Raw genomic sequence first — 24,979 nt, 5'->3', positions numbered from 1 at the left:
ACAAAAAGGTTACCGGTATTCAGAGTGTTTCGCGTTTAACAACTCAAAGAGTGACTTATCTGTTTGCATCAGCGAGCACTCTCTACACATTTCGCTTCTGGCGGAAGTTCTGGTGGTGATACCTGATAACTTTGCGGGCCAACCTCGCTAAAGCTGGCACTTTTCACATTCACTTCACCTGGCGTCAGTACAGTGACGCCCGAGCTTTCGATAACCAGTGCTGTCTGACCGCAGCTTAAGGTGATTTTTTTGCTTGCCTGAATAATGACCTCATCATCTTTACTGATGATTTTCATATGTTTGAGCGATGTTAACGCCATCGCATCACCCTGCGCCTGAATGTCGACCTTGCCTTTGTTAGCGTACATCTTGATGCCCAGCGTTTTGGCAAAAAGGCTGATGATTTCGCCTGCGGCCACGGTGAATTTCTTAAAGACGCTGAAATCACTGTTTTCTGCCGAGGTCTGAATAAAATTGTTGCCAGTGCTGATCTGAATACTTTGAGGCGAAACCTGTGCAATCCCCGCCGGCGCACTCAGCAGCAATGCTGACTCCTGGAGGTCTTTCATTGCGGATTCCATTAATGTTTTTTGCGCGGCTATCTGCGCTAATTCAGCTTTGGCGGTTTGCACCGCATCACTGAGGGATTTCGCCAGCCCCTGAGCCTGTTGCAGCGAATCCATCGCTGCCTGCATCTCCAGCACTTTCCCCTGAGCCTTTGCCTGACCGTCGGCGCTGATGAAGATGCCTTTTTGCGCACGAATTGCCCCGAAGCTGTCGGTGCGTAGTTCAAAGCCTTCCCAGCGCTGCTGCTTCGCCGCATCTACCAGATGCCCCAGGTTCAGCTGTCCGGCACGGACATGTCCTGATAAATGCGGTTCTGATGGCTGCGGGAAAGCAGGGCGAGGCGCGGTTGCAGACACAGCGCATAGCGGCTCTCATCTTTAGAAGTGGAAAGATGCGTAAACGCGGTGACCACGCCCTGGATCACGCGCTGCGGTTGCTGAACTGAGACGCCAAAGGCTTCGGCGACGGGCGCCTGAAGCGTCAGCGAGGCGTCCTGCATCAGCATAGTTGTCGGGTCGATGTTTTTATCGGTGCTGGTGAACTGAATGTCGTACTTAAACGGTGAACTCAGCCACTCTTCGACCTCAAAACTCAGCACATCTAGCGCTGCGCCGCTGCCGCGAACGGTGAGCTTGTGGTGGCTGTGGTCGAAAAATGGCAGTGAGTTCGTCATGTACAAATGTCCTTATCAGCATAATTAGCATTGTCAGCCACACCATATGAAATTTCTTGCGACTTACTTGAGGTTGAAAATTTTATAGCCTGTATTAGAGGGTAATTTATCTATATGACTCGAGCGTTCACCATCAGGTTTATTGCTATCGTAGATGATATTTTTTGTATCCAGTAAACTAATTTGTATATATATTTTATATTATCACCATTGATAAAGATTGATGCTATACCGGGGTGAGTAATAAAGTCGCTTTAATTTTCACCACAATAATAATGTCAGGAAGGCAGTTCTCAACATTATCTTCATTGTGAGGTGAGGTGCAGTGGTCTGATGAAGTTAATTATTTATTTTTAAATGTTTGGCGATTTTATCTCCAAATTAATATGGGGATGGCTTATCAATACTTCCTTGTATAAGCCAGTTGTTATCGACTAGTAAATACTCCTGTGTCCTAATTCTTTCTGCCAGCAACTAATGCATATGCATCATTAAGTTTTATTGAGAAAGATAAATTTTATTTGCTGGTGGTTTAGATAATCCTGGCCGTCAAAGGTTGACCCGTAATTGCACAATGAACCAAGATAATATGATTTAATGTTATCTGATGTAATAAGTAGAATGTGTCGCATTTTCGCGAATATTTTTTGATTGAAAATAAAAAAAAGGTGAATATTTATTGTTTATGAACCTTGCTATTATTGAAAGTTATGACTTTCGCAAGAATTCTCTCGCTTCTTACTTGGATGTTTTAATAAATCTTAAAACCCTATATTGATTTATTTTTATCTCTTTAGATAGGTTGGTGATATAAGTTTGATCTATTTTATCTAGTGTTTAATTGTCAGGTTTATAACGGGTGAATCTAGTGGTGAGTATATTTCAGGTTTGTTGTGATGTTCGCCTTTACTACCCAATACAGTGTGCCGTAACCATTTATATAATTGGTATATTCTGATCATTTTTCACATAGGATGAGACGATAAAATTTAATAAAAATAATTTAAATATATACCAACTAAAAGTATCTTTCAATGTTACACGCATTCATCATCACTCTTACATCATGTTTTCTCATTAAATCATCGAAAATCTTTTTAAAGGGCCGCGGCATTAGAGTCACTCTTTTCAAGAAAATCATCATCTGATCTCATCACCATCAATCTCAGTGATAATTTGATTAGAACGTAAAATAAATCCATTTAGATCCCCCCCGTTAAAATTATATTTTGATAGAAAACCCTCAATGTTATCGGCGTCATCCGCATAAGAACAGTTGGCCTTATCTGGATTAATCATTCTCATTGAGTATTCCTCTTCATCACACATTTCATTTTTATTCATTATTGAAAAAAACGCCACATTGGAATTTTGTTCTATAAACCATTTTTCGTTTACCATAGAATACTCCAAGGTCCCTATGTTATATCTCATTTTCCCACTGGGGAAATCATAGGTGTCATTTAATTTAACGCGGTAGGATAAAGACTTCCCTGCAAAAATTTCAACCCAAGAATCACGTTCCTGATAAGAGCTATGGCTACATTTACCGCCTAGGTAATCCAATCTAATGTTATCAGCAGTTATTAAGAACATTTCGCTACACGGTAGTGAATTAGTCATCTTTTTGGAATTAAATTTTGGTAAATTTTGCATGCTCATAAAGTAAGATTTCGTACTGTTATTTTCAATTTTCACTATGGCAAAAACGTCACCATTTTTTTGGTTGATAGATAAATGTAAGATTACTTTTGTATCTAATTGCATATTTTCACTTTCCAAATCACTTGTTTTGTAAAAAGGTGGTACTCCTGATGGGGGGGTGTCTGGTGTTATATATCTCTTCGATTCTAACAAAGGATAAAGTTCTGGTTTCTTATGCAGTACCCCATTCCAATATAATTTACCATACCCATACTTTCTTAAAGTAACTTCTTCGCTTGCTTTCGAGTTGATGGAGTAAAAACATGAAAATAACAGTGTAAAACATAAAGCTCTATTTGATTTCAAAATATCTTTCAATGTTATAAGCATTTTGCATGACCTTTTGGCTACCAGTGCTGACTAATTCATTCGCATTTTTCTGAAATTGAGCAGGGGATGTTTTCTCAGGATCTTGATTGTTGGGTGTCATATCTTCTGAATTGAGGATGAACCCATAATGAGACATTTCATGACAAAAGGTTGAGACGCGAGAGTCTTTCCCTGTCATTTTATCTCCCTTAAATTTCTTTCCAATATCTATAATGAAGTTATCAATTTGGGTTTTATTAACTGACGCATGGATATTTTCATTAACTGGTCTGAAATTTTCACTTCTTAATTTTTCGTTTAACTTCAGCATGTCATTTACACCAGTTAGAATCCATGCTCTAGCTTTTTCATCGGATATGCCGAAAATATTTTTGAACTCTTTTTGCTGTTCGATACCCCATGTCTCGAGTTCACTCTTTCTTATTAATAAAATTCTTTTTTGCTCCAAAAGAGTATCATTAACCATTGCGTTGAATTTATTGCTTATATTTTTCTCTAAAACGAAGTTGTCTTGTTTAGATGGAACTCCGCTTGTGGTTTTATCAACCATTTTCATCCTCTGAAAAATAATCAAGGCATTCGTTAATTAATTTTACTTTTATTTCTTTTGGGGTGTCAGTAAATATCTGTTCTGTTTTCCCTTGCTCATCCGTCATTCCTTTTGTTTCTGTTCCATCTGGAAGGTAAAGAATGTAATTTGAATTACTATAAGGCAACCCCTCGTCGTCAGAAAATGAAAATTGAATATTGTATTCATCTTGGTTAATTAGCGGGAACACGGCCATCTGAACCTTATTCGTTGCCGGAGTTAAACGTCCGTAATTCCCCGCCTTTATCAGATAGTCACCCGCCGTACCACACTCAATCTTGTTCTCATCCAGCGTGAGATAACTGCCACCAGCGTTAAGCGTGATCTTTTTCTTCGCAGTGATTTTGATTTCATCTTCGGTGCTGGTGATGGTGATGGCCTTACGGGCCAGCAGCTCCATGAGATCGTTTTGCGCCTGCAGGGTTATCGGCCCCTGATTGGCGATAAGCTTCACGCCCAGCTTTCTGACGAAGATACTTAGGGTATTGCCTACGCCGATAAAGAAGTTTTTCGCGACGCTGACGTCGGCATTTTTACCGGCGGTGGCAATCAGGTTATCGCTGGCACTCATTTGCAGATGACCCCCGCTGCTCAACGCGATCCCCTTTGGCGCACTCAGTAATAGGACTGCCTGTTTAAGTTCTGTGAGGTTTTGCTGCAACAGACTGATTTGAGCCTGAAGATCTGATGGATTGGCCGTCGCCGTCTGGGCATTTTCGGAAATAGACTGCATCTGCTCATGGGCGTTTTTCAACACGCTGATAGCGGGTTGCATCTCCAGCACTTTCCCCTGAGCCTTTGCCTGGCCATCAGCGCTGATGAAAATCCCTTTCTGTGCGCGGATGGCTCCGAAGCTGTCGGTGCGTAGTTCAAAGCCTTCCCCGCGCTGCTGTTTTGCCGCATCTACCAGATGCCCCAGATTCAGCTGGCTTTTGCCGCCGTATTCGGTGCTGAGCTTGATGTGCTCTTTACCGCGCTCGTCTTCGAGGCGCAGTTTGTTGTTTGACGGCGTGCGCAGGACGTTGCGCTTGTAGTTCTTGATGGTGACGTGGTCGCCGTGCGCCGAATCGTGCAGGACGTGGGCGATGTACGGGCGGTCCGGGTTGCCGTTCTCAAACGCAATCGCCACTTCGGTACCCGCCAGCAGCGGCATATGCATGCCGTAGGTGTCACCGGCGTAAGGGCGTGCCTGACGTACCCACAGGCTTTCGTAGCCCTGTTCCCATGCGTCCCGGTCGAACAGCATGTTGACGCGATAACGTCCGTCTTTGTCGATATGACCGTAGGTATCGTTGGCGGTGGTGCTGGTGACGCGGGCGGGCAGCGTCCCGGCCATGACCGGTTTACTGGCCGGAGCAGGGCGGAAGCAGTAATCCTCGGAGTACGGGATGGCGTCGAATGCCACCTCAAAGCTTTTGTCGCGGCGCGCCGAGCAATGGGTGTGAACAATAATCACGCCTTTGACGAAAGCCGGAGGGGCATCGCTGCCGGTCACTTTTAGCTCCATACCCGGTACTAAGGTGGCGGCGTTGGCGATACCGTTAAAGCGCGCCTGATTATTCAGATACTGCTCGTGGCGCAGGCGGGCGTAGAACGCGCCGCTTTCGGTTTGTGGCTCGCGGCCTTCGGCACCGGCGGTCAGGTAGTTATCGGCGTAGTGATAGGCTTCACCGTAGGTGGTGGCATCGCCGCGGGTGATATCGGCGCTGCCGGACAGGTCTGACGTCGCGGTACGGTAGTTATAATCACCGGTGCTGACGGATTTTTGCACCACCTGATGGATACTCGACAGTGCCCACGCGGACTCGACCCCGCTGTCGTGCATGCCGGAAGGCGGCACGGCGTTGAGAGTCAGCCCCTGCTGGTAGAACTGCTGGTCGTCGTAAAATTCGATGACGTCGATGTTGAGTTTCGGGTCAGCGGTGAAACGGAACCAGATACCGACTTCGGCCAGCAGGCGTGAAATAAAGCGCAGGTCATCTTCGCCGTACTGCACCACCTGTTCGCGGCGCGGATACTCTCGGGCGAGCGTGAAAACAAAATCTTGTCCGCGCATATCGTGGCGGTCGCGCAGGATTTTATCTACGATGTCCGGCACGGACATGTCCTGATAAATGCGGTTCTGATGGCTGCGGGAAAGCAGGGCGAGGCGCGGTTGCAGACACAGCGCGTAGCGGCTCTCATCTTTAGAAGTGGAGAGATGCGTAAACGCGGTAACCACGCCCTGGATCACGCGCTGCGGTTGCTGAACGGAAACGCCAAAGGCTTCGGCGACGGGTGCCTGAAGCGTCAGCGAGGCGTCCTGCATCAGCATCGTGCTCGGGTCGATGTTTTTATCGGCACTGGTGAACTGAATGTCGTACTTAAACGGCGAACTCAGCCACTCTTCGGCCTCAAAACTCAGCACATCCAGCGGTGCGCCGCTGCCGCGTACGGCGAGCTTGTGGTGGCTGTGGTCGAAAAATACCGAGGCAATACTCATTGTTCTTCCCCTTTGAACGCCAGCGTAATTCCTTCCTCTTCATCCCAGCCTAACGTCAGTGACGTCATCCGCTGTTTCTGCGACATGCGGCTCAGCAGTTGCTGGCTCAGCACCGGCAAAATCTGCTGATTGAGCAGGCTATCGATGTTGCGCGCGCCGGTGTCCGGTAGCAGGCAGGCAGCGACCAGCGTGTCGTACAGACTCTCTTCGATGGTGCAGCTCAGGCCGTAATGTTTGTTCAGACGTTTGGCGACCTGCGCCAGCTTCATTTCGACGATGGTGTGCAGGGCGGTGGCATCGAGCGGGCGGTAGACAAGCGTCTGGAAGCGGGCCAGCAGCGCGGGCTGGAAGTGATCGCGCAGGATCGGCCGCAGCAGTTCCTGCAGGTCGCTGTTGGTCGTTTTGGCTTTTGCGGTGACGTCCAGCGTGAATTTATCCAGCGCGGCCTGCAACGCTTCGCTTAAGGACTGGCCGGTCACGCCGGACTCTTCTTTTTGTGTCAATGGGTTTTCAGAAAGCGCGGAAGTTGTGCGGCTAAGGCTTTCCTGTTGTTGCAATTCCGGGCGCCCTTCGGACAATACATTCAGTAATGGTTTAAGGCTGCGGATGCTCTGGTTGTCATCCTGCAGAGATAGCGCCAGACGGCCCGCTTTCATCAGCGATAGTAAATCCTGAGAAAGTTGAGGACGCGAATGTACGGAACGCGGTAGGGCATCGAGATCTGCCAGCAGGCTTTGCCACAGGGCGTCCATGTCCCATTCGTAGGGGCGGGCAATCACGGTGATATCGCCTTCGCCCAGCTCCAGCAGCTTAAGCAGCCAGTGCTCGATGGAGATCTCCGCGTGGGCGCGGGTCTGGCAGCGCGTCGCGGCGGCTTCCAGCGCCTGTGCACAGTATGGGGTTAAACGACAAAGTAAAACGGCTGACTTGTTTTCCATGCTGAATTCCTTTTTCAGGTACGCTACCGCCCATAGCCTTCTCCTTTGCGGGAAACCCTGGCCCATAAGATCGATGTCCGGTGATGTTTTTGTTTGCTCAACCGCCATGTAGCGGCTCAGGAAACAAACTCAGCAGATAGTGAACCGTCTGCTGAAAAGTCCTACGCGATAGGCCGTTATGCCTTGGGTCCCAGAGCGTTCAGTTCACTGCGAAGTTCATTGCTCAGGGGCGGATCTTTAAGAATGGTTTCGAGTTCTTTGCGGAACGTCGCGTTGTCCAGAAGATTGGATTTGAGATCACGCAGCAGATTGTGCATCGCCAGTATGGCGCGCAGTTGCGGGATCTGACGGGCAACCTGCTCAGGCTCGTAATCCTTCATGTCTATAAAGCTGAGCTTGATACTTTCTTCACTGTGATCGCCGGCCAGCGTGTTTTCCACAGTCAGGTCCAGCGACGGGCTGAATTCCGCTAATACGCTATTAAATTTATTTTTGTTGATGTTAGTTTTTTCACGTTCGGAAAGAGGGCGGGTTTCTTTACCCTTGCTGTAGTCGCCCATTACCATAATTTTTAGTGGTAATTTGACTTTCTTCTGTGCGCCGCCGGTGTGTAAGTCAAGTTTGATATTAACGCGCGCTTTCGGAATTTCATTCTGGAAGCTATTAGACATGAGATAACCTTTCTGCATATTGTCTGAGGTGGAAAAGTCTTATTTTGCGACATGCAGAAAAATAGAGCTTTGCTTCCTGCAAGGCCACGAACGGATTATGTAAAACATATTAAAAAGCGCCAATACTGATACATTTAATTTAGCGTCAAGGGAAGTATGATATTACTTAACTAAAATTAAGCAATACTCATCATGAGAAGGATGATGCGACATGTTTTTCGCCTTACAGTAGGGTTTCTATTTAATCGTTCTTAATGGCGACACCAAAAATAACTATCAGATTGAAAAATCAGGAATTTATTTCATTGTACTATTGTTTTTAGGGAATTGACTGACATGGAATAGTAAAGTGTTTTCTTTAAAAAATCTAAAAATATCAGACTAAGAGTTTCCGTTAGAAAATCCCCTACCTGTTTCAAGAGAGATAGCGATGAGCTCAGGGTTTTTCTTTGCTTTCACAACAAAATATTATTTTCTTGAATCCATTAAACTAACTTCATTTATTAGATGAATGAAATTATGGGCAACCTCCCCGAGCCCCAAAAAATATTTCCCAACAGTTAATGGTGAATTGATAACCCCTCACGAAATCGTTCAATTAACTCGGGAGCACGAATGAGTTACAGACGAAAAGGAAGTTCAAAGCTGGTGACGTAATCAACATTAAGTAGTGCAATTCGCAGACGTTTTTCACTTCCGGCTTTATGATTCAAATATTCGTCAGCGACTTCCACCTATTGCCGAGTAAACGTGGCGTCTCCTCGGTGTCTGTAAAACTGTACTTTTCGATTTGATAATCAATGCGCTTCACCACGGCGTTTTCCTCCTAATCCTTGTTCACTCGTTAATTAATGTAACCTTGAAGCAACCCTGTAGAAAGTACATTATTGCTCAGTGGGAATTTATGACATTGAAGTCATTATCGCCAAAATGATGGTCATACTCTTAAATTTTGCTGGCATTAATTACATCATTGGTTAGCACGGCCTGCTCAAACCCTTCGTGGTATTTAATATTTTGCACTCCCTTATCAGTTACATTATTTTGTTAAGGTTCTTATCCCTGATCCGCCCCAGCTTCATCGTCACCTGCTCAGGCATTTCGTCCAGATTATCCTCGCGTAGTCCCATCACCACGTTATACCCCATCAGTAATGAACGATCGCCCAGACGCGGCAGCGGAGCCAATTTTATCGGGATGGTCAGCGTCAGGCTGGCATCGTAGTCGCATCCCAAATAGACCCGCAGCAGGGTGACGACGTCTTTGCGAAGCTGCCCGCCGGGCAACCAGCCTTTGGCCTCGACCGGATCTTCGGTAAACATCTCCACGCCAATGCAGTAGTTCGCATCCTCCGTATGACTGCCCAAAACCAGATGATCGCCCAGCCTTTGTTGCTCTGAAAACGAGAATCTTGCCCGTTTGCCTGCCAGCATCTGGGTCACCTTGTGCGGTTTTACGGTGACCCGCGTATTCGGCGCTTGCGTGTTGATCACGCTGGCAATTCCCTCTGCCGTGCGGGTGGTTCGCACCAGCGGTTGCAGCATCGCCAGCAGCCGTGACGCGGGGATGTCGCCGCTGTCCGTGATGCCAGTCAACGCCATCAGGCTTCGCGAAGTTTTATCGATGCCTCCCGCTTCAAAGGTGGCGGGGTAGCTGTATTTACGCCAGATGCGGTAAAACTGGGTCATCATCCGGTGGTTGAAGATATCTAAAAAGGCTTCAAGCCCTTCATGGCCTTCGCGCCGTTGGGTGATGTCATCGACGTAACTGCTGGGTAGCGGAGAATCGACGCCGTACAGCCCCATAAAGGTGGTGCGCACCGTGGGTGGTTTACCCGGATGGTTCGGGTCACTCTCTACCGCTTTGAGTTCGCTGACCGGAAAACCCATGCCAGGGTGCGGCCTGAAGCGCACCGGGTCATCTTTGGGAGAAAACGTGCTGCCGAGCGGCGGTTTGTCTGACATCTGCTGTTCGAGCAGCTGGCAGAAACGGTAGAAATTGAAAGCGTGTGAATGGTCATCGCCATCTTTGTCCCGCCAAAATTCCGGCACGTTATTTTCAGTCATATCGGTGATGTTGTGAGTATCCTTGCTCATCAGAACAGTACCCGCATTAAGCGACGCTCAGGCCATGACCACTGCGAGCCTGATTGACTGAGCGTGACCGTCAGCTGGATAAACCGGCGGATATCGGCGTACTGGGTATAAAACTGCTCCAGAATTTCGCTAAACAGCAATGCATCACCCTGGCCGAAGAACTGTGTTTCATCCAGAATCACGCGGATAGCCACGCCGTGCCAGCCTTCGGCGGGGTAGTGGGACGGTTTATAGTCAACGTGCGTAATACCGGCAATGCGGCGGGCGTTGTTCGGGTCATCCGTCCAGTTCAACAGTCCGAGGGCGTGGCGTAATGTGTCGAGTTCCATCAGCCCGGCGATGGCCTGCGGATGCAGCAGTGACATCACCTGCCACTGGTAAAGTTCGGCGGTGGGTGGGTAGTACGGCATCGACGGTCTGGTGCGGGTGGCACATTTTAGCTCGAGATTGCCGAGCGCCATCTCGCCGTCAAATACCGTGTCTTGCAACGCCATACGTGGGTACGCGCCGTTGGTGCATGTCATATTCAGGCGCATTTTCAGGCCGTTGTGCGCGTCATGGGTTCGGCCACCGAGCATCAGTATGGTTTCGTTCAGCCCCGAAGGCCCGCGATACATCCGCGTGTGGTAATAGCGGTCTGGCCAGGATTTCTCGTATTTGAGCATTCCGCCTTTCTGCCGGAACTGGCTGTAAGGCACGTAACTGAATTCCGCGTTGTCTTCGTTCACCTGCACCGCGTCGTTGACGGTGTAAATCTCGGTATGGCCGTCGCTGAGGCGGTGCGGTCGCAGGCGGTAATCGCTGACCGCCGTAGTCACCGTCAGTGGCTGGGCCAGCAGGCGGAACAGGTTAATCACCGGCACGCAGTGCATGCGCAGGGCGTCAGGCGGCACGGCTAAATCATACGGCCAGCGCTCACTGAACGTGACTTCGATATCAAAGGTGGTGGTGTCCGGCGGGAAGGCCATCGTCTCCAGCCCGCGCAACTGCATAAAGAAATAGCGTTCAGGGCTGGTGAAATATTCCAGCCACGGACGCATTTCCCCGCACAGCGCCGGGCTGTCGCTTTCTGGCCACAGGCTGGCGTCATGCTCTGTTTGCCAGTGTGGTACAAACTGCGCGTTGACCGGCGTGAGTTCAGACGAGCTCTGCCCGAAACGCACCTTCACCTGTTTCACCTGACGGCTCAACGCCAGATAAAGCGCCGACTGCAACGGCCGGTCGCCGTTGATGTACAGGCTGATATTCTGCCAGTCGGCGGGGCGAATTTCGGTCAGCGCAGGCAGGGTGAAGCGTAAGCGCAGTGCCTGCTGGCCTTCGTGCAAGGTGAATAAGCTGACGCTTTCGAGCGCAAACGGATGCACCGTGAGCGCACGGGTGGTGCGGTAGGCGCAGCGCTGGCGGTCATTGCCCAGCGGCTGGGTAAACAGTTCACTCTCGGCGGGCAGGACTTCTTCGCGCACGTGCAGTTCTGGCACGGCGGGTGTCAGCTCGACGATGGCCGTTGACGGTAACGTGCGGTTCACCACCGGCAGCAGATGCGCGAGCAGCGGCTCGGTCAGTTCCGGAATGTCGTCATCAATCTTCTGGCGAAGTTTAGCCATCATCAGCGAAAAGCCCTGGAACAACCGCTCCACCGAATCGTCGCGCGGTACCGGGCTGCCGTCCAGACCTAAGGTGCGCCCCAGCTCCGGAAACTCTTTGGCAAACTCAATCCCGGCTTCCTTCAGATATCGCATCTCGCCGTCGAAGTATTTTAAGAAATCATCGTCCATTTTAATCTCTGTGTTAGCGGAATATCGTGGTTGGTAATCTGAAACCGTCGAGGCTCAACAGGCTTACCGGATCATTGCCAGCGGTAAACGCCAAACGGTAGTTAAGCGGCAGTCCGTCCTCTGCCGTCCAGCTGACTCGGTAATGGGTGTCGTCCACCGACGTCACCTTGGCTTTCTTCAGCAGACGGTAAAACGCCCACGTACCTGATGTATCAAAATAGAGCCGCGCACCGGCGCGAACGCTGGTCCACATCAGTGATGCACCGGGTGCATAGGTATCACCCGGCCACTGAATGTCTTGCCAGAACGGCATCTGGTTGAAATACAGCAGCTTCTGTCCGTCGATACTCAGTTCGGTCTGCACCACATCACGCGCGGTACCCGCCTGTAGACGGAAGCGAAATCCCCACCCCGTATCGTTAAGCGCGTGACCTAAGCGGTCGAGCTGGTTCAATTTGCTGATAAAGGCCGGATTGATCGTCAGCCCCGGCGGCAGTTTGTCGGCCTTCTGCCAGCGGTTATCTTGGTACTCCAGCACGCCGTTCAGGTGCTCGCGGATAAAGCGGGCAATCTGTCCCGTCTGTGGATTGATGAAATCATTCAGCGCCGCTAACGACGCGTCCTTGTTGCTCTCCGTGAATGGGAAGGTGTTATCAAATTCTTCATGCCAGGCAGCGACAACCTCCTGTTGCCACTGCGCATCCATGCCTTTTACGCCGGTGGTCATTACGCCTTTCCACGTCTGGCTGAGCGGGGCCAGAAACAGCGCCTGTGCCATCGGTTGCCAGCCACTGCCCAGCTGCACGCGCAGACGGCCAGGTAATTCAGACACTGTGTTATCGATTTGCGTACCGCGAAATACCGATTGCGACAACGCCGCTGTCCCACCCGATGCCGCTGACAAATTACGCATCTTGTCGCGCAGGCTGGCCGTTTGTGACCGCCACGCGGAAAGAGTAATGCCCTTGCCGTTGGCCGCACCGCTAACCATCGACACCACGCCGCCGAACACCGGCTCCAGTAGTGGGTTGACCTCATTACGGCGTTCGTTCGGGCTGCCCGACAGTCCCTGCCACGCCAGCTGTTTCATTAATGCGATTTGCGGGGAGCGGCTCATATCGGAGGCCAGTGTCAGCCGTTTCTCAGGGTTGGTGGCCGCAGGCGTTTTCAACTGATTCAGCGTTTTCTGCCACACGGCACCGTATTCATTGAAATAGCGGGCTGTCAGACGTTCGCCCAACGCCATGGGGGACAAGGAAGTTTCAACAGGGTGCGCGGGGTCCGCCAGTACCCAGCTCACCTGTTCCTGTCGGCGTGCGACCAGTGAAGCAATGTCAGAGGCTATCGCGCCTTCATAGGCCTGGCGGGTAAAGCTGCCGGGTACGTCAGCATCAAGGGTAAACATCCCTTCGGCATCCTGCCCGTCAAGCAGCTGTGTCAGCGACAGGTTGCCGTAGTTACGTGACGTACGGTAGATAAGGTCGGCGTAGAGTTTTTGTTCAGCCCCGGTTCCGCTCATGCCCTGCAGTAAGGCAGACCGCGCCCGCGTCACCGTTTCGCTGTCCGGCGTTATTTTCCAGTCAGGGTGAAGGGCAAACTGTGCGGCAAAGAAAGCGATATCCTGCGGGGCAACGTTTTTCAGCAACGGCGTAAGCTGCTGCGCAAAATAACGCTGCGCGTCACTGTCTGCGGTTTTATCGGGGTGGGCCAGCATCAGGTAGGTTTTCAGCGGGTCATAGTCAGGCATGCCTGAAGTGAGCGACGCGCTAAGTTGATGCTGAGCCGGTTGCACAATAAGCCGCTGAGCTAACGAGGTGTACGCTGGCCAGAGTGCAGGCAGAAGCGAGTCCGTCACATCCAGACCAAAGCGGCGGTACAGCGGGGTCCCTTCTTGTTGCTGAACCAACAGGGTTTGCAGGGTGAGTTGCAACGCAGAGAGCACGGCAGGTGAGGGCGAGGCTTCTGCCCGGTGAACCAGCGCTGCGCTTTGCGTCACCAGCCGGTAATTACTGGCCCACGACACCACCGTACCCACTACGGCTATCAACATGACGGCGGCAACTCCCCACTGTGCAACTGCCCGCGCAGTGACACCCACCGGACGACCGGCGCGGCGGTTGATGTTCGCCGCTAAATCCTGCCAGATCGGCACGGCCACGCGCTCATGCGGATTATAGGCATGTGGCGTGAGCGCCGGTGAAAACACCACGCCATACAGCGGCAGCGGGAAATAACCACTGAGCAGCGGTTTGAAGGCATCAATCCAGTTGTTCAGGCGGTCTTTTACATCACCGGCGAGGCGCAGTAAAAACTCATGGCGTAAATCTTCGCTGATTTGTGCCATGCCGCGTTCGCGCAGCTCAGGCAGCAGTGACTCAACGGAAGAGGATAAAGAGTCGGGCGTGAGGCGTTTGTCCTGCAACACCCCGACCAGCTGCACCGGACGTTCCGGCTGCGGCCATAACTGTTCCCGCCTGTCCAGCAGATACACCGGCAATTCCCAGCGCAGGCGGCGACGGACTGATTCATATCCTCGCAGTACCGCATCGGCCTGTGATGCCTGCGTATATTGCGCCTCATGGCTGATCCAAATCAGCGCGTCAGCAGGGCAACGACGACGCAAGCGACGGATCGCCAGAAGATCGGCAGGATTGCCGCCCGCCATCAGGGACCCGCCCCACAGCAGCACGATATTACCGACCATCAGCCAGCCCTGTTCGGTCAGATCTGGCGCGACCTGCTCAACATCGGCCACGTCGCCCATCACCAGCAGCCAGGGGAGTTTGCGTTTCCAGCGGTAACCGTGACGTTGCTGTAGCGCAGCTTTCAACGTCATCACGTCAATGCTTGCCTGGGCAACGGGAAGCTCAGGCTCTTCCCCCGTCAGCGCACCTTTCGGGCGAACCGGCGCACGCCAGCGGGCCGGGGTCGTGGCAAGGGAAAACGACATCGCGATGAACGTGGCAGTGAGCAAGATAACAAAGGCAGTCAGCAACAGGCTCTGATGATGTTCAGGCTGGACGAACGCGGCGTGTTGTTCTGCCACACTGATGATGATGACGGCGACATCCAGCAACAGAAATAGCAGACCCAGTGGTCTCATAATTTTTTTAAACATCATTTTTCCCGCTGCGCAGAGCGGATAAAGTGCGGCTCAAGCAGGCGATTTATCAACAAACGCAGGGCAAATACGCTGCCAATCATGGTGACGATCAGGGTTAGGATCACGCTTACCGCCCCCCAGAATGAGAACAACCAATCCGGGAACACATGACCGAGGAACCAGAACAACACCAGGTTGAATAACAGGGAAGCCACCAGACAGCCCGCCGGATAAGTGTCATTGGGCAACTGGCTATGATAGTCAGACTTCACCGGCGCTTTTGTCCCCACGGCAATCGCCCAGGCAGCATCTTCAGCAGCGGTTAGCACCCACTGGCTCCCCTGACCACGCGTAACCATATCGGCGGCGGCGCCCACCATTAGCCATCCTGCCAATGGGCCATAGTTTCCACAGCCTTTGTCGAAATCCAGCTGCCCCGCCATCGGCGCATCTTGGCGCAGCGGCAGTTTGAGGTCATGCACGACCGCATTGAGTTTTTGACGCAGGCTTTCTGTGAGCCCGGAGAACCACACCAGCCGGAGTGAATCTGCCGGTTGCTGGGCCATATCGCGCAGCTCCTGTAAGTCTTCAGGTAGCTTCTTAAGATTTAACGGCATAGCTCTGAAAAGCTGCGGGAGACTGCTGAGTGCATCTTGCTTGAGTAGACGGGCGGGGGAGAGCAGGAGGCCGGTGGCGATTTCGGGGATGGGTTTATCGTCCACGCCGTCGTAGTAGTGCATAGCGATAATAATCGATGGCATACGGGCGTTTAAGCAGGATCCCCAGGCCTCCAGAGACGCCCCTGCATCGACCGGTTTTATCTGTAACTGGTATTCAGGATAAAGCGTTTGCCAAAGTTCTTCGAGGTAGAGGATGTGCGTTTCAGTTATCGCGGTTTGTGTCTGAAGGTAAAGGTTGAATGCCCCCTGTTTGGGTAAGTTCAGTGCTTTCATGGCGGTTTCAAAGGATGCAAAAATGTGCCGACAAAGGGTTTCAAAGCGATAAATCCCCGGCGGCACATCTTCATCAGGAAACAGCAAAACGGCGAGATCATTTTCATCGTCTTCTGGACGGGATAAACCCGCTACCCGAGGGAATAAGTCTGCTTCGGTGGTGAAACTGACGCTCTCAACGATGTACAGATGTTGATGTGCCCAGTTTTGCCATGCTGCATTGGTGTTTGCCTGCCAGTGTGTCCAGCTGTAATAAATCAGCGCGCCAACCTCCCATGAGAGGAGATAAAACGACAGACACGCCAATATTCCGACCAAAGTGAAACCGGTCAGCGGCAAATAATGGCCTGAAGACAGGGAGTACAACCCGGTTGATGGCGTATCGAGCACAACCCAGACCAAAGCCAACGCGAAAGCCAGCAGAAAAATAAACACACACACCCACGGCGACCATGACATGGGTTTTTGCGGCAAGCTCGCCTGGGGGACTGACCAGCTCATTATTCGAACCCTGCATCAGTCAGGCTGGCATACACCACCGACCCACATTCAGTTTTGCAGAGATGTACCACAATCCCTTTTCCCTGCTCGTCATAACCCGGTTCGCATTCGATGATGCGGTTAGGACCATGTTCCTCGCAGCTGACCATGTCATGTAGCAACGCCGCATTTTTTCCCTCAATCTCAAACGTTGATGAAGCCGATATCACGCTACCGCCGTGGGATGTTTTATCCCCAAGAACTACGACATTTTTCATGCGAGTTCTCCCTGCGGTTTCTGTGCCCGGACTAATGCGATATTGTCAGCCTCGGCCTTTTTCACTGCGGCGTCATAACGTTGCTGGGCATCGGCGTCAACGTCTTTACGAATAGCCGATGGAAGCGGAGGCGGCGTGAATGTACCTGTTGCGAAATAAACATCAGACCCTCTATGTGTCCAGTCAGCCATATCGCGCAGCATCTGCATCTGTGTTTCATTCTGACCGATATTACAGAAACCTATGGGTAAGTCGTAGGCCAGCACCTGCTGAAGGAACAACGGGTTCTGGGGTAAATCACTGTGGTCGGCAGGCCGGGATATATATTGGCTGATACGTGAGCGCATTTGCTCAACGCTTTCCCTGTCTATATTCCGTTTATCATAGGGAGAGCCTGAGCCTTGCGAGACAGGGAACGTTTTGCGCTCATTGTACCCATAGAGCTTGATATAGTATTTGTATGTATTGTCGTTGGGCTTCCCTGTTGCCGGATCGTTTGTGCTCCAGCTATAACCATAACGGTCATAATTTTTATCAGCCAGATAGATGGAATGCGCTGCTTTATCGGCGGGTAAGTCTTCAATATGTTTGCGGTCTTTATCGAAATCAGCCAACTGCTCCGCTGTTATTGGCAGAGGGACCTGTTCGGCATTGATGAACAGCTTTTGGTTTGGGTCCGGATTAGGCCATGCCTGGCGACTAAACACAGAATCATTGCTATCCCAGAATTTTTTGCCGCCATTTGGTTTCCAGTCCCTGCTCATATCCGGCAACGTACCGAACGGCGTTTGCGGATTAGGTGCTTCGCCACAGGCCATATTACGGGCGAGCATGCGCACAAAAAGTGAGTTTTTCGGCACCATCGCAAAAACAGGGTGCGGCTGGGTATAGTTGCTGGTTTTGGTATTGGGAAGCCCTTGCCAGCCAATACTCAATAAGGGTGACGACCCCATCACCCGGTCGTGTGGGCTGCAATAAATATACGTGCGTCCGTGATTGTCCCGCTCCGGGACATCAGGGTTGGTGGTTTTACCATCCGGTTGCCAGTTTTCACCCGCACAATCAAGGCCACAGACGAGTTTCTTAGGGTTAGCGTTCTTAAGCCGGTCCTTATTTTCAGCCACTTTGCCGACAATATCAGCAAAAGTGACGCGTCTGGCGGCTTCAGAAATACATTCGGCTAATGGGTAGGAGAGATAATCCATCCCCTTACTTTCCAGGCAGAGCGGGGAATTCATTATAAAAAGCGCATCAGGTGCAGCGCCCTCCATTGCTGCTGCGGCAGTAGCAATCATAGTGCCCTGGCTGTGAGAGATAACGGTGACGGTATCCGTCGGGCTAAGTTCGCGAATTTTCTTCACTAAATTTGCCAGTCGTTCGGCTGCATGAGCGTAGTATTCGCGCGGCGGTGCATTTGCCAGAAGCCGGTCTGTTTCCTCATTGATAAACTGCGTACTGAACGGGATCGGTATTTTATTGATCCATTTACTGAAGCCGTATTTGCTCCACAACGAATACAGTGAAGTACAGCCGTTTTGAAAAGGACCTCCTCCCCAGAAAAATGGATCTTGACTGTTTTGGATCTGTTCAGCATTGAGGTCGGTATAGCTATAACCTTTTGATGTTCTCAGTGGAATGACAAAATTTTTCTCCGCGTCTTTTTGGGCACGATATCCCCAGTAAAAGCGGATAACAGGAGAGCGATTTTTTAAACTAATTTTTACCGGAAACGTATTATCTTCGTTATACAAATTAGCATGTAACTGAAAATTGCTACCTTCAAGTCCAAGACGAGTATTTAGACCTTTACAAAGATTTTCTTCTGCTGGTGTGTACCATTCACCCTCAGAATTAACGCCATGAACAAAGATAACCAAACCTGGGAGTTGGATACCTTTTCTTACCTCCCCTCGAACACAAACATTTTGCGGACTCATAGTACTTCTGGCTTGTTGAATACCATTAGGTGTCGTTTCACTGTTCAGTAAACGAGTAGGCTGCTCGTGTCTATATAGTTCAGGCATAGGTCATCCTTGATATTTTGGTTTAGTCGGCATCGGACCAACGTTACAACTAAATTTACTACTAAGTGAGATTCCTAATTTATCATTAGGGAGTTTCTCTAACGTAGGGGAGTTATTAAGTTGATTAAACAATGCGTCAGCCTTAATATCTACCTCATGAATCTGGGCGTCAGAATAATTATGTTTATCTTTTAGCCAAATAAATGAGTAGCCTAATGGGTTACTTTTTACTAAAACATCTTCAGGTACACCGAATTTCAACATTCCCTTATAAAATTCGTCCTCTATCCATGCTTGCCTCACGTTATAAAACTCACCAGCGCTATTTGTTTGGTATTTTTCGGAATCGTAGTAGGCGCTTTTGATGTAGATGGCATCATCGCTAATAATGATTGTGTAATCCTTAGAGTTAGAGCTATTACTCGCATGGAATTTAATATCACTAAAATTCTTTCCCCCATCGCTACTGGCTGACAAAATGCTGTAAGCACAGCCTCGGAGTGGGTCCCCACAAGCATCGTTATCCCCACTCACTAATGGAATCGCCAGCATGTCGTCGTTTTTCGCTGCCCAGATAAACTTGCCTTTGTAGTTCATTGTTCCCATGGAAAGGAACCAGAGCTTCGTTTTTATCTTCTTGTTATCATTATGATAATAAATCGACCCATCATCACAGTTCGAATAATCCTCCAGCGTGAGATACCGATTTTTATCGATACGATAAATCACCTGTGGAGGGTTATGGATGGGTTGTACTGCCAGCTTTTCTGGCTGCGTCGATGTTTGCACCGGAGGCGGTGTCACGGCACAACTATTCAGGCTGGTTAGCGAAAATATTAATGCACCTGCGAGTAAAGTTAGCTTTTTCATGGTCATCCTTGATTTTTTAGTTGAGTCGGTATCAGTGCATCATTGCAAGTAAATTCACTACTTATTGATTTACCGATCTTTTCATCAGGTAATTTCTCTAAAGTCGGTGAGTTATTGAGTTGGTTTAACAACGTATGAGCCTTTACATCAACTTCATGAATTTGAATATCAGAGTAATCGTGTAATGCTTTTAGCCAAGAAGGTATATAACCTACTCGGTTATTTGCTAAAACATCTTTTGGCACCCCGAACTTCAACAAGCCTTTATAAAGTTCATCCTGGACCCAGACTTGCCTTACATTATAAAATTTACCATCTGTATCGACAGAAAATTTATCAGTAGGATATTTGTCTCTTTTGGTGTAGATAGCATCATCTGTAAGAACAACCGTGTACTCTTTAGAGTTTGAGCTATTACTTGCACCGAATATAATTTCACTAAATTTCTCCCCCCCATCGTTACTGGCTGACAGAATGCTATAAGCACAGTTTTTGATAGTGTCACTACAATGATCGTTGCCGCCTCTCACTAAAGGAAAAGCCAGCATGTTGTCGCTCTTCGCTGCCCAGATGAATTTTCCTTTGTAATTCATTACGCTTCGCGATGAGACCGCTAGTGGTAATTTTATATTTTTTTCATCATTATGAAAAAATATCTGACCATTGTCGCAATGGGTATACTTTTCAAGCGTGATATAGCGTTTTTGATCAATACGATATATCACCTGTGGCGGCCCGTAATTTTTTTCAGCCAATAGCTCTTTCTGTAAAGCTTCTTTCTTTAATTCTGCTTGCCTTTCATTATATTCTCGAGCCTGACGAGCTTCCGCTATTCCGGAAAAAGGGTTACCTATAATGAGGCCTCCCCAGGGGCCAACAGCACAACCTGTCACACTTATCACAACAGAAAGACTGAGCGCGCTGATGATTAATTTAGTTATTTTTTTCATATTCTTTCCTTGAAATCCTTATTCGCCATCCAGTAACGAAATGACCATATCCTGCGCGGCTTGTGATTTAGTGAGAGAGGTCATGCCTTTTTCATCGGTCAGCCCTTCAATGACCTGCCCGTCATCCAGCGTGATTTTGTATTTTTGGGACGCCAGTGGTTTACCATTGAGTGGGTGAGTAACCACAAACCCCTCATTAAACTGCTCCGGCTCAAACGATTTCATCGCGCTCTGCATGCTGGCAGAACCTTGTTTTACGATGCCGCCATTTTTCACCAGCAGTTTCCCCGGCCCGCCAATTTCAACGTTACCGCCTTTCAGTTTGATGTAGGCTCCGCCGCAGATCAGAACCAGCTCGTCCTGTGCTGTCACCGTCATTTTTTTGCCGCTGGCAATATGCGTATCGTCCGTTGACCAGGTGGTGAATTTTCCGCCCTGTGCCTGTACGTCGATGTCGCCTTTGGCGGCAAACATTTTGGTGCCCTGGCGGCTGTAGAGGCTGATTTGATCACCGGCCGCGACGGTGAATTTCTTCGTCGCGCCGATATCCACCTGTTTACCGGCGGTCAGCGTCAGGCTGTCTTCCGCGTATAGCTGCATACTGTCCCCGCTGACAATACCGACACCTTTTGGCGCGCTGAGGAGTAAAACGGCCTGCTGAAGCTTGTCGAGTTTCTGCTGTAACAGCGTTTGTTGCCGGTCGATATCGGCGGCTAATGCCTGCGCCTGTTGCGCACTGGCTGACAGACTCTGCATTTCTACCATTGCACTGGAGAGCAAGGCTTTTGCCTGTTGCATATCCAGCTGCTGGCCACCGGCGGACGCCTGCATATCGGCTGAGATAAACACGCCTTTACCGCCGCGAACGGCCACCCAGTCGTCGGTGCGCAGCTCGGCGCCGTGACCACGATCTTTACGCTTGTCATCGACCAGCGCACCCAGGTTCAGCTGGCTTTTGCCGCTGGCCGGTGTGGAAAGCTTGATGTGTTCTTTCCCGCGCGTATCGTCCAGTCGCAGTTTGTTATTGGCGGGAGTACGAATGACGTTCCGCTTGTAGTTCGGCAACGCCACATGGTCCGGGTGAGTTGAATCGTGCAGCGCACAGGCGATATAAGGCCGATCAACGTCGCCGTTCTCAAAGGCAATCGCTACGCCGGTGGAATCCAGCAGCGGCATATGGAACCCGTAGGTATCGCCGGAATAGGGTTTGGCCAGACGCAGCCAGCAGCTCTCAAAACCTTTCTGCCACTCTGTACGGTCGAAGCCAAATTGAGCGCGGTACAGGCCGTCGGCGTTGATGTGAGCGTAAGGTTCGTCCGGATGCGCGCTGGAGATTCGGGCAGGCAGCGTGCCGGTGACGGTCGGCCACGGCAACAACGCAGGGCGGTACGGATGCCGGGTATTACGCGGAACTGCGGTGAAGGTGACGAAGTACGCCGTATCGCGGGCGACGTTTGTAGAGTTCGTGGAGACAATAAGCAAGCCGTCCGGCGCTTCCGGCCAGTCTTTGCCGGGCGTGGTGATGACCATCCCCGGACGCAGCGTCATGCAGTTGGACTTACCCTCAAAAACGATCTGCTCACTGAGGTAACGTTCCTGACGGCGTTTGGCGTACCACATGCCCTGTCCGGGCTCGCTGCTGTATTCCTTGCCCGGTTCAGGATAGTACTCACCCCAGCGGTAATCTTCGGCAACTAGCGCCGGATAATCCGGATTGGTCTCCGCTGTGCCGGTCATATCGCTTTGCGCAGCGGGATAATAGTCGTCGTTAACCGTGACTGACTTCGGAATGGCCTTGCGGCTGACCGACATCTCCCAGATTGATTCCAGGCCGCCGTCAAACAGTCCCGCCGGGTTGCGGAACGGGATGGCGACCGGTTTCGGCCAGGCGTAAGAATGGTCGGCCAGCACCATGACATCGCAGTTGTTTTCTTCGTCATATTCGAAGAAGTAGGAAATACCGCTATCAGCCAGGCGTCGCGCAATATGGGCGTACTCACTTTCGCCGAACTGCATCATGAATTTTTTCAGCGGATACTGATCATTGAGCGCAAACCGAAAATCCAGCCGGTCCATGTTGTAACGCAGGAAGGTGTTTTCGGTCATGCTGATGACGCTGTCGTTCTGGTAAATCGCGTTATTGCTGCCCTGATTTAACCGGGTGACGCGGTGTTCCAGCGTGGCGACGTAGCGGGTTTCATCGGCAGAAGTGCTGCACTGGCGGAACTGGGTGATCACACCGGGGATAATGCGGGGTTTAACAGATTCCCAGGGCTTGCCGTCGGGGTACATCAGGAACAGCGCGGAATAGTTGATGATGTGCTGTGCGGGGATATCTTTCACCGCGCTGGTGAACTCAATCTCATAGCACAGGATATCGCTGATGGCCTCGCTGCCGCTGAACTTGAGCACCGATATATCGACGCCGGGCTGTTGGGATTCAAGCCGTTTAAGTCTTAACTGATAATGGTTGTGGATCGGTAATTTACTGCCGGCAAGAATGTAATCTTGGATACTCATCGTTTAAGTCCTTTTAACGCTCATGGGCGTGAATACCAAAACTGAAACCAAATAACGGGCAATCACGTTATGTAAACAGCAATGACTACCTAAAGCTCTTCCTGCTTATCAATCCATAGTGCAGCAGTGGAAGGCGATGATAATTGATGGTCATAATCCAATAATAAAGCATTGATGGTGTGAATATATCAATGAGTTTAAGTTTTCTGCATTAACAGAATACTTACAGCACACCATTGTCTTAAATCTTCCGTTCCCGAAATGAGAAAGTAGCATAATTCAGTGATGCACTAAAGCAAACTAGGTCACGGAAAAATGTAACGAAATTATTAATGAGGGAGGGTGTGGAGATTTATTAGGACTATTCTCGCAAATCACTCGGATTTTTCTTTAGCGAAAAGTCTGAGTGATTAGATGCTTGCTAATTAATTGAATGATCGCACCTTCACTAAAGCCAGATTTTTCTCATCAACTTGATAAAGAACAATGCATCACTAATGTTACTTATTCCTTTGAATAAACAGTGCAGCGATATCTGAGATATGAAATTAGCTTTCATGCCAGAGGTATTCTGAACCCTTTTCCGGTAAAGTCCCAAAAAATGCCGCGCTTCGACCAAAGCATGCCGGAACAAAAACAGGCTGATGTCTTTGTTTTCCTCCAGCCTGGCCAACCGGATAATTTCCGCTATGACTTCAATATAGCTTTGTGCCCTGACATCAAAATAGTCGCGCCGGTGCGTGATGGAATCTGCATTCACCTTATAGGTGTAATCCTTGCAATCCGACAGATAAAAACGCCCGTTGCTGGTTGCGAGATGAATGGTCCAGAGAATATCTTTGTGGCTTTTGCCAGCCTGAAAGGATAAGGAGTGCTGCTGGATATAGGACGATCTGGTGATCTGCAGCCACAGGTAGTGCGGCCATTCGCGGTGCGTCACGCATTGGCGTATCCAGTCATGCCCGGATAAGGATTGTCCGTAAGGTTGCCTGGTGCGTACGGGCGTTCTGGAAATTCCTGAACCCGTGCGCCAGGCATTGAAGATCACCACATCGGCCTGAGTGTTTATCGCGGTCTGCCAGCGTGCAAAGATGAACCCCTCTTCAACGTCGTCATCTGCATCAAGAAATATTACCCACTCACCATGGTGAATATCCAGTGCGGCATTGCGTGCCGCGTAAACGCCCTGGTTTTCCTGCTCAATTACAATGAGCCGGTTGTCGCAGATATCCCGGATAAGATTGCCGGTACCATCAGTGGAACCAGTATTCCTCCTGTGGGGATATTAATGCCGACAGTCTCTTGTGCAGATACATCGTGGTCTGCGGGCTCAAGGCCTGCCAGACGAAAAAGCAGTTCTGCATCGGGACTGAAGTTTTTGGCCTCGACAATGCACAAATGTTGATGAGTCCATTTCTGCCAGACTGCATGCGTATTTGCCTGCCAGTGCGTCCAGTCGAAATACATAAGTGACTGGATTTCCAGCGGCAGAAGATAGCCTGTGAGGCCAAACAGGATAGCGACCACAGTAAAACCGGTCAGTGGAAGATAATGGCCTGAAGCCAATGAATAGAGCCCCGTTGAGGGGGTATCGAAGACCACCCACACCAGCGCACTGAGATAGACGACAGCAAAAATGCACACACAAATCCACGGAGACCAGCGGTGTGGCTTTTCACAGGGTGCAGCCTGCGGCACTGACCAGCCCATCAGTCGAAGTCCACGGTTTGTGTGCTGGCAAACACCTGTGCCCCGCAGGCTGTTTTACAGCCGTGAACGACGATCCCTAACCCGCCTTCCTCATAGCCCATATTGCATTCAATAATGGGGTTGCTGCCATGCTCAGGGCAGGAGAACGTATCGTTAAGCAATGCCGCTGTTTTGCCGTCAATTTCAAACGTTGAAGAGGCAGAGGTCACGCGACCTCCATGCGAACTGCTGTCACCGAGTACCACGACTCTTTTGCTCATATTCAG

Annotated in this window: 17 protein-coding genes and 3 pseudogenes; all 20 read right to left on the bottom strand. The window is 50.1% G+C overall.

Annotated features, from left to right (window positions below):
* Positions 1–68 precede the first annotated feature (68 nt).
* Positions 69–1,240 (bottom strand): annotated as a pseudogene (locus I2123_RS18060) (type VI secretion system Vgr family protein).
* 1,140 nt (positions 1,241–2,380) lie between these two features.
* Positions 2,381–3,274 carry a hypothetical protein gene (locus I2123_RS18050; protein ID WP_213051180.1) on the bottom strand — a complete coding sequence of 298 codons (894 nt, stop codon included), beginning with the start codon at positions 3,272–3,274 and terminating at the stop codon, positions 2,381–2,383.
* Positions 3,237–3,824, bottom strand: a complete 588-nt coding sequence (locus I2123_RS18045; protein WP_213051179.1) for a M35 family metalloendopeptidase — start codon at positions 3,822–3,824, stop codon at positions 3,237–3,239. Before I2123_RS18045 ends, I2123_RS18050 begins: the two co-directional genes overlap by 38 nt.
* Complete coding sequence (locus I2123_RS18040; protein WP_213051178.1) at positions 3,817–6,345, bottom strand: type VI secretion system Vgr family protein; 2,529 nt, start codon at positions 6,343–6,345, stop codon at positions 3,817–3,819. The genes I2123_RS18045 and I2123_RS18040 overlap by 8 nt, the downstream gene beginning before the upstream one ends.
* Complete coding sequence (locus tag I2123_RS25805; RefSeq protein WP_420834353.1) at positions 6,342–7,349, bottom strand: Clp protease N-terminal domain-containing protein; 1,008 nt, start codon at positions 7,347–7,349, stop codon at positions 6,342–6,344. The genes I2123_RS18040 and I2123_RS25805 overlap by 4 nt, the downstream gene beginning before the upstream one ends.
* A 110-nt stretch (positions 7,350–7,459) precedes the next feature.
* Entirely contained in the window at positions 7,460–7,954 is a 495-nt protein-coding gene (gene tssB, locus I2123_RS18030) for a type VI secretion system contractile sheath small subunit (protein WP_213051176.1), read from the bottom strand.
* A gap of 623 nt (positions 7,955–8,577) precedes the next feature.
* A pseudogene (locus I2123_RS25560) lies at positions 8,578–8,768 on the bottom strand (ECs1377 family protein); the annotation flags it as partial.
* Positions 8,769–8,988: 220 nt separating this feature from the next.
* Positions 8,989–10,050, bottom strand: a complete 1,062-nt coding sequence (tssG, locus tag I2123_RS18025; protein WP_213051175.1) for a type VI secretion system baseplate subunit TssG — start codon at positions 10,048–10,050, stop codon at positions 8,989–8,991.
* Entirely contained in the window at positions 10,050–11,825 is a 1,776-nt protein-coding gene (gene tssF / locus I2123_RS18020; RefSeq protein ID WP_213051174.1) for a type VI secretion system baseplate subunit TssF, read from the bottom strand. The genes tssG and tssF overlap by 1 nt, the downstream gene beginning before the upstream one ends.
* A 13-nt stretch (positions 11,826–11,838) precedes the next feature.
* Positions 11,839–14,928 (bottom strand): ImcF-related family protein, encoded by a 3,090-nt coding sequence (locus I2123_RS18015; RefSeq protein WP_213051173.1) that lies wholly within the window; start codon positions 14,926–14,928, stop codon positions 11,839–11,841.
* A gap of 14 nt (positions 14,929–14,942) precedes the next feature.
* Positions 14,943–16,382, bottom strand: a complete 1,440-nt coding sequence (locus I2123_RS18010) for a hypothetical protein (protein WP_213051172.1) — start codon at positions 16,380–16,382, stop codon at positions 14,943–14,945.
* On the bottom strand, positions 16,382–16,639 hold the full coding sequence (locus tag I2123_RS18005) for a PAAR domain-containing protein (protein WP_213051171.1): 258 nt from the start codon (positions 16,637–16,639) through the stop codon (positions 16,382–16,384). The genes I2123_RS18010 and I2123_RS18005 overlap by 1 nt, the downstream gene beginning before the upstream one ends.
* Positions 16,636–18,663 carry a T6SS effector phospholipase Tle3 domain-containing protein gene (locus I2123_RS18000; protein WP_213051170.1) on the bottom strand — a complete coding sequence of 676 codons (2,028 nt, stop codon included), beginning with the start codon at positions 18,661–18,663 and terminating at the stop codon, positions 16,636–16,638. Before I2123_RS18000 ends, I2123_RS18005 begins: the two co-directional genes overlap by 4 nt.
* Before the next feature lie 3 nt (positions 18,664–18,666).
* Complete coding sequence (locus I2123_RS17995; protein ID WP_213051169.1) at positions 18,667–19,533, bottom strand: T6SS immunity protein Tli3 family protein; 867 nt, start codon at positions 19,531–19,533, stop codon at positions 18,667–18,669.
* A gap of 2 nt (positions 19,534–19,535) precedes the next feature.
* Positions 19,536–20,483, bottom strand: a complete 948-nt coding sequence (locus I2123_RS17990; protein WP_213051168.1) for a T6SS immunity protein Tli3 family protein — start codon at positions 20,481–20,483, stop codon at positions 19,536–19,538.
* Positions 20,484–20,501: 18 nt separating this feature from the next.
* Positions 20,502–23,003 (bottom strand): type VI secretion system Vgr family protein, encoded by a 2,502-nt coding sequence (locus I2123_RS17985; RefSeq protein ID WP_213051167.1) that lies wholly within the window; start codon positions 23,001–23,003, stop codon positions 20,502–20,504.
* A 448-nt stretch (positions 23,004–23,451) separates the two neighbouring features.
* The gene (locus tag I2123_RS17980) at positions 23,452–24,051 is read right to left on the bottom strand and encodes a glycosyltransferase family protein (RefSeq protein ID WP_244879851.1); all 600 of its coding nucleotides are present in this window, start codon (positions 24,049–24,051) and stop codon (positions 23,452–23,454) included.
* Positions 24,052–24,213: pseudogene (locus I2123_RS25555) on the bottom strand (glycosyltransferase family A protein); the annotation flags it as partial.
* Positions 24,207–24,713, bottom strand: a complete 507-nt coding sequence (locus tag I2123_RS17975; RefSeq protein ID WP_213051166.1) for a hypothetical protein — start codon at positions 24,711–24,713, stop codon at positions 24,207–24,209. The gene I2123_RS17975 and the pseudogene I2123_RS25555, both read right to left, overlap by 7 nt.
* Positions 24,713–24,973, bottom strand: a complete 261-nt coding sequence (locus I2123_RS17970; protein WP_213051165.1) for a PAAR domain-containing protein — start codon at positions 24,971–24,973, stop codon at positions 24,713–24,715. Before I2123_RS17970 ends, I2123_RS17975 begins: the two co-directional genes overlap by 1 nt.
* Between the last annotated feature and the right edge of the window lie 6 nt (positions 24,974–24,979).

Origin of the sequence: Rahnella inusitata, assembly GCF_018288855.1 — a bacterium.
Classification (GTDB): Bacteria; Pseudomonadota; Gammaproteobacteria; order Enterobacterales; family Enterobacteriaceae; genus Rahnella; species Rahnella inusitata.
Note: the sequence above shows the minus strand (reverse complement) of the source record. Positions and strands in the feature narration are given on the sequence as shown.

Bases quoted from the DNA above. Each gene is read 5' to 3' on its own strand.
- I2123_RS18050 (WP_213051180.1), bottom strand. From the start codon at position 3,274: ATGCTTATAACATTGAAAGATATTTTGAAATCAAATAGAGCTTTATGT.
- I2123_RS18045 (WP_213051179.1), bottom strand. From the start codon at position 3,824: ATGGTTGATAAAACCACAAGCGGAGTTCCATCTAAACAAGACAACTTC.
- I2123_RS18040 (WP_213051178.1), bottom strand. From the start codon at position 6,345: ATGAGTATTGCCTCGGTATTTTTCGACCACAGCCACCACAAGCTCGCC.
- I2123_RS25805 (WP_420834353.1), bottom strand. From the start codon at position 7,349: ATGGGCCAGGGTTTCCCGCAAAGGAGAAGGCTATGGGCGGTAGCGTAC.
- tssB (WP_213051176.1), bottom strand. From the start codon at position 7,954: ATGTCTAATAGCTTCCAGAATGAAATTCCGAAAGCGCGCGTTAATATC.
- tssG (WP_213051175.1), bottom strand. From the start codon at position 10,050: ATGAGCAAGGATACTCACAACATCACCGATATGACTGAAAATAACGTG.
- tssF (WP_213051174.1), bottom strand. From the start codon at position 11,825: ATGGACGATGATTTCTTAAAATACTTCGACGGCGAGATGCGATATCTG.
- I2123_RS18015 (WP_213051173.1), bottom strand. From the start codon at position 14,928: ATGAGACCACTGGGTCTGCTATTTCTGTTGCTGGATGTCGCCGTCATC.
- I2123_RS18010 (WP_213051172.1), bottom strand. From the start codon at position 16,382: ATGAGCTGGTCAGTCCCCCAGGCGAGCTTGCCGCAAAAACCCATGTCA.
- I2123_RS18005 (WP_213051171.1), bottom strand. From the start codon at position 16,639: ATGAAAAATGTCGTAGTTCTTGGGGATAAAACATCCCACGGCGGTAGC.
- I2123_RS18000 (WP_213051170.1), bottom strand. From the start codon at position 18,663: ATGCCTGAACTATATAGACACGAGCAGCCTACTCGTTTACTGAACAGT.
- I2123_RS17995 (WP_213051169.1), bottom strand. From the start codon at position 19,533: ATGAAAAAGCTAACTTTACTCGCAGGTGCATTAATATTTTCGCTAACC.
- I2123_RS17990 (WP_213051168.1), bottom strand. From the start codon at position 20,483: ATGAAAAAAATAACTAAATTAATCATCAGCGCGCTCAGTCTTTCTGTT.
- I2123_RS17985 (WP_213051167.1), bottom strand. From the start codon at position 23,003: ATGAGTATCCAAGATTACATTCTTGCCGGCAGTAAATTACCGATCCAC.
- I2123_RS17975 (WP_213051166.1), bottom strand. From the start codon at position 24,713: ATGGGCTGGTCAGTGCCGCAGGCTGCACCCTGTGAAAAGCCACACCGC.
- I2123_RS17970 (WP_213051165.1), bottom strand. From the start codon at position 24,973: ATGAGCAAAAGAGTCGTGGTACTCGGTGACAGCAGTTCGCATGGAGGT.